The following is a 13626-nucleotide window of genomic DNA, read 5'->3' on the forward strand; positions in this document are numbered from 1 at the left end:
GGCAGACCACCGGACACGGGGATGCGGAACGGAACTTCAGGCACGGGCCGGAGTACACGGGGAACGGAGGCGGTTGATCATGGCGCAGGGCGAGGTGCTCGAATTCGAGGAGTACGTCCGCACCCGGCAGGACGCGCTGCTGCGCAGCGCCCGCCGACTGGTGCCGGACCCCGTCGACGCCCAGGACCTGCTGCAGACGGCGCTGGTGCGCACGTACGGCCGCTGGGAGGGCATCGCCGACAAGCGGCTCGCCGACGCCTATCTGCGCCGTGTCATGATCAACACCCGTACGGAGTGGTGGCGGGCGCGCAAGCTGGAGGAGGTCCCGACCGAGCAGCTGCCGGACGCGTCCGTGGACGACTCCACCGAGCAGCACGCCGACCGGGCTCTGCTGATGGACGTCATGAAGGTGCTCGCACCGAAGCAGCGCAGTGTCGTGGTGCTGCGACACTGGGAGCAGATGTCCACAGAGGAGACGGCCGCCGCCCTCGGCATGTCGGCCGGTACGGTCAAGAGCACGCTGCACCGGGCGCTCGCCCGGCTCCGTGAGGAGCTGGAGGCCCGCGATCTGGACGCACGCGCGCTGGAGCGTGAGGAGCGGGAGCGTTGCGCGGCCTGACCGGGGCCGGGCCTGACCGGGCCCGAGGCAGTTCACAGGCGGTGATCGCGGTGGGGGCCGTGCTCACCGCCGTCGCCCTTTTCGTCGCCGCGTGCGGCACGGGGGGCACGGGCGCCCGGGACGAGGGCCCGGCTCATGCGTCGGCGGTCGCGGGAGCGGTCGCCTCCCCCTCGCCCAGCGCGTCCGGCGGCTTCCGGCGGGTGGACGCCGTTTCGCTGATCAAGAACGACCCGAAGGTCTCCACGACGGTCAAGCGCGAGCTGGAGCCGTGCAGCGCCGACGAATACCCGGTCGAGGTGTCCTACGGCTATCTGACCGGCGGATCGGTCAACGACATCCTCGTCAACGTGTCGACCTGCGGCGACTTGGTTGGCATCGCCACGTATGTGTACCGGGACGTCGACGGTTCGTACAAGAATGTCTTCAAGGCGGAGGAGTCGCCGGTCTACGCCGAGATCGACGGCTCCGCCCTGACCGTGACCAAGCAGGTGTACGACACGGACGATCCGGTGTCGAACCCGTCAAAGGAGACGGTGACCACGTACACCTGGAAGGCGGGCCGGTTCGCCCAGAAGGACATACACGAGACCGACTACAACAAGGCCGGCTCCAGCGACGACGCGACGCCCGCGCCGGACAACTGACCCCCACACGCACACCACGAGGACTGAGAGCACCGGGATGGCAGACCAGACCCACGTTCTGTTCGTCGAGGACGACGACGTCATCCGTGAAGCCACCCAGCTCGCCCTGGAGCGGGACGGCTTCGCGGTCACCGCCATGCCCGACGGTCTGTCGGGCCTGGAGGCGTTCCGGGCCAACCGTCCCGACATCGCTCTGCTGGACGTCATGGTCCCCGGTCTGGACGGGGTCAGCCTGTGCCGTCGTATCCGGGACGAGTCGACCGTGCCGGTGATCATGCTGTCGGCGCGCGCCGACTCCATCGACGTCGTCCTCGGCCTGGAGGCGGGCGCCGACGACTATGTGACCAAGCCGTTCGACGGGGCCGTGCTGGTCGCGCGGATCCGGGCCGTGCTGCGCCGCTTCGGGCACGCGGGCGGCAGCGACCGGACCGAGACCGTCGCGGAAACGGTGACCGGTGGTGTGCTCAGCTTCGGGGACCTGGAGATCGACACCGAGGGCATGGAGGTACGCCGGGCCGGAGCCACGGTCGCGCTCACCCCGACCGAGATGCGGCTGCTGCTCGAATTCTCCTCGGCGCCGGGCACCGTGCTCTCCCGCGACAAACTGCTGGAGCGCGTGTGGGACTACGGCTGGGGCGGGGACACCCGGGTGGTCGACGTGCATGTGCAGCGACTGCGGCAGAAGATCGGCCAGGACCGGATCGAGACGGTCCGCGGCTTCGGCTACAAGCTGAAGGCCTGAGCGGGGCGGTAATGCGGGGGTTTCTTCGGTACCCGGTCCGGCGCATGGAGCGCGCGGGCCTGCACACCGGGCTCAGATGGAAGCTCAGCGCGGCGATCGCGCTGGTGGCCGGGCTGGTGGCGATCGCGCTGAGTCTGGTCGTGCACAACGCGGCCCGGGTCTCGATGCTCGACAACGCACGTGACCTGGCCAATCAGCGTGTCCAGATCGCGCAGCGCAACTACGAGCTGAACCGACGGCCGAACTTTCCCAACATCAAGCTCGACGACCCCGAGCTGCCGGCGCCGCTGCGCGAGAAGGCCGAGGAGGGCCGCAAGGCCAGCGACGTCATCGACAGCGGCGGAGTACCGGACATCTGGGCGGCCGTGCCGACCAAGGACGGGCATGTGCTCTCCCTGCACAGCCATATGCCGGACCGCTCCACCGATGTCCTGAAGGACCTCGACCAGGCGCTGGTCATCGGCTCCGTGGCGGTCGTGTTCGGCGGCAGCGCGCTCGGTGTGCTGATCGGCGGGCAGCTGTCCGGGCGGCTGCGCAAGGCGGCGGCCGCCGCGAACCAGGTCGCCAAGGGCGAGACCGACGTCCGGGTGCGGGAGGCCATCGGCGGGGTCGTACGGGACGAGACCGATGATCTCGCGCGTGCGGTGGACGCCATGGCGGACGCGCTGCGGCAGCGGCTGGAGGCCGAGCGGCGGGTGACCGCCGACATCGCGCACGAACTGCGCACCCCGGTGACAGGTCTGCTCACGGCCGCCGAGCTGCTGCCCCCGGGCCGCCCGACCGAACTCGTCCTGGACCGGGCGAAGGCGATGCGCACGCTCGTCGAGGACGTGCTGGAGGTGGCCCGCCTCGACGGCGCCTCGGAGCGGGCCGAGCTGCAGGACATCATGCTGGGCGAGTTCGTCACCCGGCGCGTGGCGGCCAAGGACCCGGAGATCGCCGTACGGGTGGTGCACGAGTCGGAGGTCACGACCGATCCGCGCCGCCTGGAGCGGGTCCTGTTCAACCTGCTCGCCAACGCCGCCCGGCACGGCCGGCCGCCGATCGAGGTGACCGTCGAGGGCCGGGTGATCCGGGTCCGCGACCACGGTCCCGGCTTCCCGGAGGAGTTGCTCGCCGAGGGGCCGAGCCGCTTCCGCACCGGCAGCATGGACCGCGCCGGTACGGGCCACGGGCTGGGCCTGACCATCGCGGCGGGCCAGGCCCGGGTGCTCGGCGCCCGGCTCACGTTCCGCAACGTACGCCCCGCCGGAGCCCCCGCCGAGATTCCCGCGGAGGGCGCGGTGGCCGTGCTGTGGCTCCCGGAACACGCCCCGACCAACACGGGCAGCCATCCGATGCTGCCGCTGTCGGGGGGCGCGTCCTGATCCGCTACCTGAGGAGCGAGTCCGTGAGGCGGTCGGCGGCGGCCTCGTCGAGCGGGGCGTGGCCGAGCAGGAAGCGGTACCAGAAGAACCCGTAGAACTGGTCGACCAGCAGGTCCAGATCCCGGTCGGCGGCCAGTTCCCCCCGCTCCCGGCCGCGTTCGAGCACCGCTCGTACTGCGGCCCTGCGGGACTCCGTGAACACCCGCATCAGCTCGGCCAGACGCGCGTCCCGGGCCGCCTCCCGGACGAGGGTGCGCAGCGCGGGCGCGGACGGCCGCCGCCGGGAGGCCTCGAAAGTGGCCACCGCCAATGCGCGCAGGTCCTCGCGGAGGTTCCCGGTGTCCGGCGCGGGCACGTCCTGGGCGGCGCGGTCGGTGAGCGCGTCCAGCAGGACCGCGCCCTTCGAGGGCCACCAGCGATAGAGGGTCTGTTTTCCGACTCCGGCCGCGCGCGCGATGGTCTCCACGCTCACCGGGGCACCGTCGGCGTCGGCCAGCAGCTCCAGCGCGGCGTCGAGGATCGCCCGGCGCGCCGCCTCGTTACGGCGGCGGCCGGTGTGCGGGCGGGGTTCGTTGCTGTCGTGCACCGGCCCATCCTCTCCGAGTCCCGGTGACTTTCGATGCCCGAAAGACCTTGACGAGACTACCGGTCTCGGTAACCCTTTAACGAGACCAACGTTCTCGACAAAGACCGGAACCCGGCGATTCCTCGGGCAAGAGCCGGAAAGACGGCAAAGAACAGGAGAGGGCCACTCATGAGCACTCCGAACAGCCCTGTGCACGCCCTCGCCGGACAGCGCGTCGTCGTCTTGGGTGGCAGCTCCGGCATCGGCGAGGCGGCGGCCGCGTTCTTCGCGGCGGACGGTGCGGAGGTGGTCATCACGGGCCGCGACCAGGACCGCCTCGACGCCGCGGCAGGCCGGATCGGCGGCAAGGTATCGACCTACCGGCTGGACGGGGCGGACCGCGCCGCGGTGGACGCCTTCTTCGCGGGCTCCGGGCCCGTCGACCACCTGGTCGTCGCGCTCAGCGGCGGCAAGGGTGGCGGCCCCTTCGCCGAGCTGGACCTGGCCGAGCTGGCGGCCGCCTTCGACGGCAAGTTCTGGCCGCACGTCCAGGTGCTCCAGGCCGCCCTGCCCGCCCTGCGCCGCGACGGCTCGGTGACGCTGGTGACCGCCGCCTCCGCCCGCGCCGCCTTGCCCGGCACCGCCGGCCTCGCCGCGATCAACGGCGCCCTGGAGGCGATGGTCCCGCCCCTCGCCGTGGAACTGGCCCCGCTCCGCGTCAACGCGGTCTCACCCGGCGTCGTCGACACACCCTGGTGGGACGGCGTACCGGCTGAACAGCGCCGGGCCCTCTTCGACGGCTTCGCCGCGATCACCCCGGTCGGCCGCGTCGGCCGCCCGGAGGACATCGCCCGCGCGATCCACATGCTGGCGGCCAACGACTTCGTGACCGGCGTGGTGCTGGAGGCGACGGGAGGCGCGACGCTGGCTACAGGGCGCTGAAGTCAGGCGGCACTGCAACTCCCCAGGGGCGCGGGGCGATATACGGCTCCGCCGCGCTGGAGGTCCCCCGGGTTCGAGCGAAGCCGAGAACTCGGGGGAGCGGCCGGCCCACCTCGGCCCGCAGCCGCGAGAGCACAACGCGCCCCGGGCCATTGGGCGTTCGGCCGACGGCGCCCGAGGCGGAAGCGCTCAACAAGCCCAGTCCCGCTCCAGATCCAGCCCGCCCGCACGGCGCTGTGTGAAGGAGAACCAGTTCCCGGAGTCGTCCCGGAACAGCGCCTCCGTGCCGTACGGCCGCTCCTGCGGCTCCTGCAGGAACTCCACCCCACGTTCCTTGAGCTTCTTGTAGTCACCGTGGATGTCATCGGTCGCCAGCACACCCGCACCGAGCGCCCCCTTGGCGACAAGCTGCCGCATCATCTCGGCGGACTCGGGGTCCATCGCCGGCGGCCCCGGCACCATGAGCGTCAGCTCCACATCGGGCTGGCCGGGGGCGCCGACGGTGAGCCAGCGCATACCGCCCTCCCCCATGGTCATGTCCGTACGGACCTCCAGGCCCAGCTTCTCGGTGTAGAACTCCTTGGCCCGGTCCTGGTCGAGGACCCAGACGGTCGTGATGGCAAGCCCCTTGATCATGGCTCCGCTCTCCTGTCGGCGTTGCTGATGACGCTGGCGGTGCTGTCCGCCGGGGCGGACGCCCCTTCGCCACCGTAGGCAGGGCCGGCCCCGGAGCGCTTCTCCGATCTTGCGGTACTGAATCCGCCGGCCCAGAGCATGGCGTAGCAGCCGGGTATCAGGGAGGCGCCGCGGCCCACATGCCGGGCGCGGTACTCGCTCGGGGTGAGACCGGTGCGGGCCTTGAAGCGGGCGGAGAACGTGCCGAGGCTGCTGAAGCCGACAAGCGTGCAGATCTCGGTCACGGTGAGGTTGGCACAGCGCAGCATCTCCTCGGCCCGCTCGATCCGCCGGTGGGTCAGATACTGGCCGGGCGTCTCGCCGTAGACGTCCTTGAAGGCGCGCAGGAAGTGATACCGCGAGTACCCGGCACACGCGGCCACCGCGTCCAGATCGAGACCGGGGTCCGCCCAGTCCCGGTCCATGGCGTCCTTGGCCAGACGCAGCCGCCGCAGTTTGTCCATGCAGCCGATGGTGACATGGAGGACTGACAACGGCTGTGAGCAACGCAAACACCCTGATACGCCGCCTCTCGACCAGGCGGGACGGGCCGGCGGTGGACGAAAAAGACCCCGGGGGCGGACACCTGCCCGGGGTCTTCGGTTCGGGCGAGCCTCAGACGGCCTCGACCACCGCCACCGGCGCCGCGTCCTCGCCGCCGTCCGCCGAAGGCTTCGGCGCCCCGCTCTTGAGCGGAACCTCCTTCACGAACAGCGCAGCGACCAGCACGATCACCGCGATCCCCGCGCCCAGCAGGAACGCCGAGTGCGTACCGGCGGACACGGCGTGCTGGTACGCCTCCCGCGCCACCGCCGGAAGCTTCGCCAGGCTCTTCGCGTCCAGCTGCGCGGACTTCTCGGTGACGCCCTTGCCGAGCGCGCCGGCCCGCTCGGCCATGACGTGCTTGACCCGGTCGTTGAACAGCGCGCCCATGATGGCGACACCGAAGGAGGAGCCGAGCGTACGGAACAGGGTCGTGGACGAGGAGGCCACGCCCATGTCCTTCATCTCCACGCTGTTCTGCGCCACCAGCATGGTGATCTGCATCAGGCAGCCCATGCCGAGGCCCAGCACCGCCATGTAGAGACCCGAGGTGAAACGGGTCGTACCCGTGTCCATCAGCGACAGCAGATACAGCCCGGCGATCATCAGCGCGCCGCCGGCGATCGGGAAGATCTTGTAGCGGCCGCTGTTGGTGGTGACCCGGCCCGCGACCATCGAGGTCACGAGCATCGCGCCGAGCATCGGCAGGAGCAGCAGACCGGAGTTGGTGGCGGAGGCGCCCTGCACCGACTGCTGGTACAGCGGCAGATAGAGCGTGGCGCCGAACATCACGAAGCCGGTGATGAAGCCGATGACCGACATCAGGGTGAAGTTGCGGCTCCTGAACATGTGCAGCGGCACCACCGGCTCGACGGCCCTGGTCTGCCAGAACACGAACCCGATCAGCGCGGCGACGCCGATGCCGATCAGTTCCATGATCCGCGCGGAGGTCCAGGCGTACTGGGTGCCGCCCCAGGTGGTGACCAGCACGATCGCGGTGATGCCGACGGTCAGCAGCAGGACACCCGGGTAGTCGATGCGCGCCCGCGCCCGCTTCTTCGGCAGGTGCAGCACCGCGCTGACCAGCGCCAGGGCCACGACGCCCAGCGGCAGGTTGATGTAGAAGGACCACCGCCAGCCCCAGTTGTCGGTGATGGTGCCGCCGACCAGCGGGCCGCCGATCATCGCCAGCGCCATGACGCCGGCCATCATGCCGGTGTACTTGCCCCGCTCCCGCGGCGGGATCAGATCGCCGATGATCGCCATGACGCCGACCATCAGACCGCCGGCGCCGAGGCCCTGCACGGCCCGGAAGCCGATGAGTTCGCCCATGTTCTGGGCCATGCCGCTGAGCGCCGAACCGATCAGGAAGATCACGATCGAGCTGAGGAAGGCGCCCTTGCGCCCGTACATGTCGCCGAGCTTGCCCCAGACCGGGGTGGAGGCCGCGGTGGCCAGGGTGTAGCCGGTGACCACCCAGGACAGGTGCTCCAGGCCGCCCAGCTCGCCCACGATCGTCGGCATCGCCGTACCCACGATCATGTTGTCCAGCATCGCGAGCATCATCGCGATCATGAGCGCGAGCAGGACCACCCGTACGCTCTTGGGCTGTTTGCCCTCTTGCTTGCTCTCCGTCGCGATGTCGACCGCGTCCGCCATCTCTACTCACTCCCCCTGCGGCTTCTACTTACTTGCCGCCCGGCTAGTTCACTACACTGGGGAAGGTAGACCTGTAACTAGCCGGGCGTCAAGTAAGTTTCCGCGCGAGCGCAAGGAGTACGAGGATGGGCGTCACCATGGACGGCACCAAGCAGCAGCGCCGCGGTAACACCCGCCAGCGCATTCAGGACGTGGCGCTCGACCTCTTCGCGGAGCAGGGCTACGAGAAGACCTCCCTGCGCGAGATCGCCGAGCGTCTCGACGTCACGAAGGCGGCCCTGTACTACCACTTCAAGACGAAGGAAGAGATCATCGTCAGCCTCTTCGAGGATCTGACGAGGCCGATCGAGGAACTCATCGAGTGGGGCCGCAGCCAGCCGCACACACTGCAGACCAAGCGGGAGATGGTACGGCGCTACAGCCGCATCCTGACCGACGCCGAGCCGTTCTTCCGCTTCATGCACGACAACCAGGGCACGGTCCGGGACCTGCGCATCGGCGACACCTTCAAGGAGCGGATGCGCGGCATGCGGGACATCTTCATCGACCCGGAGGCACCGCTCATCGATCAGGTCCGCTGCGTCAGCGCGATGTTCACGCTGCACGCGGGCATGTTCGTGATGCAGGACCTGGAAGGCGACTTCGAGGAGCGGCGCGAGGCCGTCCTCGAAGTCGCCCTGGGCCTCGTCACCCAGGCCCACGAACACGCCGGCGAGAGCTGACCCAGGACGAGGGTCGGCTCAGAGAGCGCCCTTGGCTCGCGGGAACGCGACCGGGTCGACGGTGGAGCCGTGGTGCGGGGTCGTACGGATCTCGAAGTGCAGGTGCGGGCCGCAGGAGTTGCCGGTGGAACCGGACAGGCCGACGCGCCGGCCGGTCCTGACGATCCGGCCGGTCCTGACGTCGATCTGGGAGAGGTGCGCGTACTGCGAGCAGGCGCCGTCGCCGTGCTTGATGACGACAGCGTTGCCGTACGCGGGGCCGTCGCCGGAGCCGGCCCGTATGAAGCGCCGAGAGCGTGTACTTCTTCACCGGGTCGACCCAGGAAGTGGCGGAGGGCGCCGCGGCGCGCACGACTCCGGTCCCCAGCACGGCCGAGGCCCCGGTTTGGCAGCCGAGCGCTCGGCTCGCCCCAAAGCGCCCATGCCGAGCCTTTAGCCGGCGATCTGACCCCGCCCTTCTCGCCGGGCCCCAGGCCGACGCTCACATGGATGTGACGCACACCTCTGGCCACCTACCGTCCAGTAACCCCACGGTTCCCCTCGCGCCACCCTCGCCTCAGATCATGCCCCTGACATTGCAGCCGCGTGTACGGACGTGAGAGGAACCCCCACCGATGACCAGAGGACCCTGGGCTCGCCGCATATCCGCCACCGCCGTCTCCGTGGCCGCCCTGGCCGCGCTGGCCGCCCCGGCCCAGGCCGCGACCACGAGCGACACCACCGCCGCCACCGCCACCGCCGCCACCACCTCTTCCACGAAGGTGGACTACGCGACCTGGCAGAAGGACTGCCAGGCGGTGATGGACCAGGCCCTGCCGTATCTGAAGCAGCGCATCGCCGCCGCCGAGCCCGGCGAGAAGCAGGCGATCGTCTTCGACATCGACAACACCACGCTGGAGACCGACTTCGGCTTCAGCTACCCCCAGCCGGCCAACAAGCCCGTCCTGAACGTCGCGAAGTACGCCCAGGAGCACGGCGTCTCGCTCTTCTTCGTCACGGCCCGCCCCGGCATCATCTACCTGCCGACCGAGTACAACCTCGCGCACGACGGCTACGACGTCTCCGGACTCTACGTCCGAGGGCTGTTCGACCTCTTCAAGGACGTCGCCGCCTACAAGACGGCCCAGCGCGTCGACATCGAGAACCACGGCTACAAAATCATCGCGAACATCGGCAACAGCGCCACCGACCTCTCCGGCGGCCACGCCGAGAAGACCTTCAAACTGCCGGACTACAACGGGCAGTTGTCCTGACGCGCGACTGAGGACCTGGCGTCCAGCCTGATCGGGCCGCTGGTCAAGAAGCTGTTCGTCCCGGACGGGCCGGGCGCCGGGCTGGTCGACAAGCCGGTACGGCTGTCGGCGCCCGTCTCCTTCAAGGGCGAGAAGCGGGCACTGGGCGAGAAGGACGTCCACCGGCTGGCCGAGCGCATCGTGGCTCAGGCGGTGGAGTCTCCTGGGGAGCAACCGTTCCCCGCCGGGGAACAGCCGGCCGTGGCCGCCGCCCTCGCCCGCCGGCCAACGTCAGCTGAGCCGAGGCCCTGCGCGCCCTGCCGCGCCTCGGGCACCGGCCACAGCTGACGATCACCGGGCCCTACGACCTGGGGGACATCCTGCGGGTGCTGCCCGAACGCGTGGAGAAGATCGGCCTGGCCGAAAACCCGCGCCTCCAGGACATACGGCCGCTCACCGCCTTCCGCTCGCTCGAACGCGTGGGCCTGATGGACTGCCCGGAGACGGACGATCTCGCCCCCTTGGCAGAGCTGGGCCTGAACGAACTGCACCTGAACAACGTAGGCACGATTTCCGGACTCGACCGCCTCGCCACCTTGCGGTACCTCACGGTGACGACCGAACTGCCCGTCGGCCTGAGGACACTGCCCCCGTGACGCCCCACTGACCACGCTGGGCCTGGACGCAGGGGTTCTCGCGTCGGGCGGTCCGCGGCGGCCTGCTGTGCCGGAGCCCCTGAACTGCCCGGCGTCGGCAGCCTCTTCGTGACAAGGGTTCAGGGCGACGAGGACCTGTCGCCGCCGGCCCGGCTGTGCCCGAACCTGCGCATCGTCCGGTTGTACGCGAAACAGGCCGTGTCCCTGGAGGAAGCGAGGTATGCGGCCCAGTTCCCGAACACCGATGTGCGGATCCCGCCTGTCCGGCCCTACGCCTTCTGAAAGAGCAGCCGAACACAGCGAAAGGGACCGGCACCCAAAGGCACCGACCCCTTTCAACTCGGCCAATCCGCCGGAGGCTTATGCCTCCTTGCTCAGGTTGGGACCAGCCCCACCCGCGGCCTGCTCGATCGGCGGGACGTCCGGCAGTGCCGACTTCTCCTCACCCCGGAAGGTGAAGGTGGCGGCGTCGCCCTCGCCCTCGGTGTCCACGACCACGATGTGACCGGGACGCAGCTCGCCGAAGAGGATCTTCTCGGAGAGCGTGTCCTCGACCTCGCGCTGGATCGTGCGGCGCAGCGGACGCGCGCCCAGCACCGGGTCGTAACCCTTCTTCGCCAGCAGCTCCTTGGCGGACTGGGAGAGCTCGATGCCCATGTCCCGGTCCTTCAGGCGCTCGTCCACCTTGCTGATCATCAGGTCGACGATCCGCAGGATGTCCGCCTGCGTCAGCTGCGGGAAGACGACCACGTCGTCGACGCGGTTCAGGAACTCGGGGCGGAAGTGCTGCTTCAGCTCGTCCGACACCTTGTTCTTCATGCGCTCGTAGTTGGTCTTCGTGTCGCCCGCGGCGGCGAAGCCCAGGTTGAAGCCCTTGGAGATATCCCGGGTGCCGAGGTTGGTCGTCATGATGATGACCGTGTTCTTGAAGTCCACGACCCGGCCCTGGGAGTCGGTCAGCCGACCGTCCTCCAGGATCTGCAGCAGCGAGTTGAAGATGTCCGGGTGGGCCTTCTCGACCTCGTCGAAGAGGACGACGGAGAACGGCTTGCGGCGGACCTTCTCGGTCAGCTGGCCGCCCTCTTCGTAACCCACGTATCCGGGCGGGGAACCGAAGAGCCGCGACACCGTGTGCTTCTCGCTGAACTCCGACATGTCGAGGGAGATCAGCGCGTCCTCGTCACCGAAGAGGAACTCGGCAAGCGCCTTGGACAGCTCGGTCTTACCGACACCGGACGGGCCGGCGAAGATGAACGAACCACCCGGACGCTTCGGGTCCTTCAGACCGGCGCGCGTACGACGGATCGCCTTCGACAGCGCCTTGACGGCGTCGTTCTGGCCGATGACCCGCTTGTGCAGCTCCTCCTCCATGCGGAGCAGGCGGGAGGACTCCTCCTCGGTCAGCTTGAAGACCGGGATGCCCGTGGCCGTGGCGAGGACCTCGGCGATCAGCTCGCCGTCGACCTCGGCGACGACGTCCATGTCGCCAGCCTTCCACTCCTTCTCGCGCTTGGCCTTGGCGGCCAGGAGCTGCTTCTCCTTGTCGCGCAGGGAGGCGGCCTTCTCGAAGTCCTGCGAGTCGATCGCGGACTCCTTGTCCCGGCGGACGGCGGCGATCTTCTCGTCGAACTCGCGCAGGTCCGGCGGAGCGGTCATCCGGCGGATGCGCATCCGGGAACCGGCCTCATCGATCAGGTCGATCGCCTTGTCCGGCAGGAAGCGGTCCGAGATGTAGCGGTCGGCCAGGGTGGCGGCCTGGACCAGGGCCTCGTCCGTGATGGAGACGCGGTGATGCGCCTCGTAACGGTCGCGCAGGCCCTTGAGGATCTCGATCGTGTGCGGCAGGGACGGCTCGGCGACCTGGATGGGCTGGAAGCGGCGCTCCAGGGCCGCGTCCTTCTCCAGGTGCTTGCGGTACTCGTCCAGGGTGGTCGCACCGATGGTCTGCAGCTCACCGCGGGCCAGCATCGGCTTCAGGATCGAAGCCGCGTCGATGGCGCCCTCGGCGGCACCCGCACCGACCAGCGTGTGCAGCTCGTCGATGAACAGGATGATGTCGCCCCGGGTGCGGATCTCCTTGAGCACCTTCTTCAGGCGCTCCTCGAAGTCACCGCGATAGCGGGAGCCGGCGACCAGGGCGCCGAGGTCCAGCGTGTAGAGGTGCTTGTCCTTGAGCGTCTCGGGCACCTCGCCCTTGACGATGGCCTGGGCGAGGCCCTCGACGACGGCGGTCTTGCCGACGCCGGGCTCACCGATCAGGACGGGGTTGTTCTTGGTACGGCGGGACAGCACCTGCATGACCCGCTCGATCTCCTTCTCGCGCCCGATGACCGGGTCGAGCTTGGACTCACGAGCGGCCTGGGTGAGGTTCCGGCCGAACTGGTCGAGGACGAGGGAGGTCGAGGGGGTGCCCTCGGCCGGGCCGCCGGCGGTGGCGGTCTCCTTGCCCTGGTAACCGGAGAGCAGCTGGATGACCTGCTGCCGCACCCGGTTGAGGTCTGCACCCAGCTTGACCAGGACCTGGGCCGCGACGCCCTCGCCCTCACGGATCAGGCCGAGCAGGATGTGCTCCGTGCCGATGTAGTTGTGGCCCAGCTGAAGAGCCTCACGGAGCGACAGCTCCAGGACCTTCTTGGCACGGGGGGTGAAGGGGATGTGCCCGGACGGGGCCTGCTGGCCCTGACCGATGATCTCCTCCACCTGCTGGCGGACCGCCTCAAGCGAAATGCCGAGGCTCTCCAGGGCCTTAGCGGCGACACCTTCACCCTCGTGGATGAGACCCAGGAGGATGTGCTCGGTGCCGATGTAGTTGTGGTTGAGCATCCGGGCTTCTTCCTGAGCCAGGACGACAACCCGCCGCGCGCGGTCGGTGAACCTCTCGAACATCGTTAATCGCTCCTCAGAGCGGTCAGGCAGTGGGGGGAACTTCCCCTCCCTGTCCTTCCGCAGCTTAGTCCCGCAAGCGGGGACCGCTCATTCCAACTGCCGACACCGTCCTTGGCCTCCTGACCCCGAACGCCGACATCTGCTCCAACCCGATGGTGCGAGACGATGTTCCCGCAGGCCAGGCAGTTACCCCCATCGCCAGTACGCCGATGGCGAACGTGAGACGGCCCGACCTGCGTGTCGCCCCCTCCCACTAGGCATGTCTTACCCGCTGGGACCGACACTCCATGCGGCGCGCACCGGTTCCCTCCGCTATGGGCGAACAACCTTGCGCCTCCCCGCACCCCCACGCGCCCCCCTTTGTTCGCACTCTG

General features: G+C 69.3%; 14 protein-coding genes and 2 pseudogenes. 10 read left to right on the forward strand and 6 right to left on the reverse strand.

Features of this window, described 5'->3' with window-relative positions; all coding sequences use genetic code 11:
* Positions 1-79 precede the first annotated feature (79 nt).
* Genes AV521_RS42450 through cseC form a run of 4 tightly spaced genes read left to right on the forward strand, consistent with a single transcriptional unit; the run spans position 80 to position 3372 of the window.
* Complete coding sequence (locus AV521_RS42450) at positions 80-619, forward strand: SigE family RNA polymerase sigma factor (RefSeq protein WP_030751823.1); 540 nt, start codon at positions 80-82, stop codon at positions 617-619.
* A complete protein-coding gene (locus AV521_RS42455; protein WP_256725943.1) occupies positions 607-1263 on the forward strand; it encodes a hypothetical protein in 657 nt (218 codons plus the stop codon). Before AV521_RS42450 ends, AV521_RS42455 begins: the two co-directional genes overlap by 13 nt.
* Positions 1264-1300: 37 nt before the next feature.
* Positions 1301-2005 carry a two-component system response regulator CseB gene (gene cseB / locus AV521_RS42460; RefSeq protein ID WP_076096958.1) on the forward strand — a complete coding sequence of 235 codons (705 nt, stop codon included), beginning with the start codon at positions 1301-1303 and terminating at the stop codon, positions 2003-2005.
* Between the two features lie 11 nt (positions 2006-2016).
* Entirely contained in the window at positions 2017-3372 is a 1356-nt protein-coding gene (gene cseC, locus AV521_RS42465) for a two-component system sensor histidine kinase CseC (protein ID WP_076096960.1), read from the forward strand.
* Between the two features lie 4 nt (positions 3373-3376).
* On the opposite strand, the gene AV521_RS42470 is transcribed toward cseC, so the two are convergent.
* On the reverse strand, positions 3377-3958 hold the full coding sequence (locus tag AV521_RS42470; RefSeq protein ID WP_076096962.1) for a TetR/AcrR family transcriptional regulator: 582 nt from the start codon (positions 3956-3958) through the stop codon (positions 3377-3379).
* A 168-nt stretch (positions 3959-4126) separates the two neighbouring features.
* Here AV521_RS42470 and AV521_RS42475 point away from each other — a divergent pair, with 168 nt between their 5' ends.
* Positions 4127-4879, forward strand: a complete 753-nt coding sequence (locus tag AV521_RS42475) for an SDR family oxidoreductase (RefSeq protein WP_076096964.1) — start codon at positions 4127-4129, stop codon at positions 4877-4879.
* Positions 4880-5068: 189 nt separating this feature from the next.
* Here AV521_RS42475 and AV521_RS42480 read toward each other — a convergent pair whose 3' ends face one another.
* From AV521_RS42480 to AV521_RS42490, 3 genes are all read right to left on the reverse strand, one after another.
* On the reverse strand, positions 5069-5515 hold the full coding sequence (locus tag AV521_RS42480) for a VOC family protein (protein WP_076096966.1): 447 nt from the start codon (positions 5513-5515) through the stop codon (positions 5069-5071).
* Entirely contained in the window at positions 5512-6018 is a 507-nt protein-coding gene (locus AV521_RS42485; protein WP_076096968.1) for a helix-turn-helix transcriptional regulator, read from the reverse strand. Before AV521_RS42485 ends, AV521_RS42480 begins: the two co-directional genes overlap by 4 nt.
* Positions 6019-6169: 151 nt before the next feature.
* Positions 6170-7756, reverse strand: a complete 1587-nt coding sequence (locus AV521_RS42490) for an MDR family MFS transporter (RefSeq protein WP_076096970.1) — start codon at positions 7754-7756, stop codon at positions 6170-6172.
* A gap of 125 nt (positions 7757-7881) precedes the next feature.
* On the opposite strand from AV521_RS42490, the gene AV521_RS42495 reads away from it, so the two are divergent.
* A complete protein-coding gene (locus AV521_RS42495; protein WP_076096972.1) occupies positions 7882-8478 on the forward strand; it encodes a TetR/AcrR family transcriptional regulator in 597 nt (198 codons plus the stop codon).
* Between the two features lie 18 nt (positions 8479-8496).
* Here the strand turns inward: AV521_RS42495 and AV521_RS42500 are convergent.
* A pseudogene (locus AV521_RS42500) lies at positions 8497-8848 on the reverse strand (M23 family metallopeptidase).
* A 244-nt stretch (positions 8849-9092) separates the two neighbouring features.
* On the opposite strand from AV521_RS42500, the gene AV521_RS42505 reads away from it, so the two are divergent.
* The 4 genes and pseudogenes from AV521_RS42505 to AV521_RS49865 all read left to right on the forward strand — a co-directional run bounded on the left by AV521_RS42505 (position 9093) and on the right by AV521_RS49865 (position 10648).
* Positions 9093-9731, forward strand: a complete 639-nt coding sequence (locus AV521_RS42505; protein ID WP_076096974.1) for an HAD family acid phosphatase — start codon at positions 9093-9095, stop codon at positions 9729-9731.
* Positions 9732-9746: 15 nt separating this feature from the next.
* Positions 9747-9995, forward strand: a pseudogene (locus AV521_RS53070) (hypothetical protein); the annotation flags it as partial.
* Positions 9996-10096: 101 nt separating this feature from the next.
* Complete coding sequence (locus AV521_RS49860; protein WP_076096977.1) at positions 10097-10366, forward strand: hypothetical protein; 270 nt, start codon at positions 10097-10099, stop codon at positions 10364-10366.
* 108 nt (positions 10367-10474) lie between these two features.
* Positions 10475-10648: a hypothetical protein gene (locus tag AV521_RS49865; protein ID WP_179023816.1), complete on the forward strand. Its 174-nt coding sequence runs from the start codon at positions 10475-10477 to the stop codon at positions 10646-10648.
* 78 nt (positions 10649-10726) lie between these two features.
* Here the strand turns inward: AV521_RS49865 and AV521_RS42520 are convergent, their stop codons facing one another.
* Entirely contained in the window at positions 10727-13252 is a 2526-nt protein-coding gene (locus AV521_RS42520; protein WP_076096980.1) for an ATP-dependent Clp protease ATP-binding subunit, read from the reverse strand.
* Between the last annotated feature and the right edge of the window lie 374 nt (positions 13253-13626).

The sequence above is a fragment of the Streptomyces sp. IMTB 2501 genome (assembly GCF_001953885.1).
Taxonomy (GTDB): Bacteria; Actinomycetota; Actinomycetes; order Streptomycetales; family Streptomycetaceae; genus Streptomyces.

Bases quoted from the DNA above. Each gene is read 5' to 3' on its own strand.
- AV521_RS42450 (WP_030751823.1), top strand. From the start codon at position 80: ATGGCGCAGGGCGAGGTGCTCGAATTCGAGGAGTACGTCCGCACCCGG.
- cseB (WP_076096958.1), top strand. From the start codon at position 1,301: ATGGCAGACCAGACCCACGTTCTGTTCGTCGAGGACGACGACGTCATC.
- cseC (WP_076096960.1), top strand. From the start codon at position 2,017: ATGCGGGGGTTTCTTCGGTACCCGGTCCGGCGCATGGAGCGCGCGGGC.
- AV521_RS42475 (WP_076096964.1), top strand. From the start codon at position 4,127: ATGAGCACTCCGAACAGCCCTGTGCACGCCCTCGCCGGACAGCGCGTC.
- AV521_RS42480 (WP_076096966.1), bottom strand. From the start codon at position 5,515: ATGATCAAGGGGCTTGCCATCACGACCGTCTGGGTCCTCGACCAGGAC.
- AV521_RS42485 (WP_076096968.1), bottom strand. From the start codon at position 6,018: ATGGACAAACTGCGGCGGCTGCGTCTGGCCAAGGACGCCATGGACCGG.
- AV521_RS42490 (WP_076096970.1), bottom strand. From the start codon at position 7,756: ATGGCGGACGCGGTCGACATCGCGACGGAGAGCAAGCAAGAGGGCAAA.
- AV521_RS42495 (WP_076096972.1), top strand. From the start codon at position 7,882: ATGGGCGTCACCATGGACGGCACCAAGCAGCAGCGCCGCGGTAACACC.
- AV521_RS42505 (WP_076096974.1), top strand. From the start codon at position 9,093: ATGACCAGAGGACCCTGGGCTCGCCGCATATCCGCCACCGCCGTCTCC.
- AV521_RS42520 (WP_076096980.1), bottom strand. From the start codon at position 13,252: ATGTTCGAGAGGTTCACCGACCGCGCGCGGCGGGTTGTCGTCCTGGCT.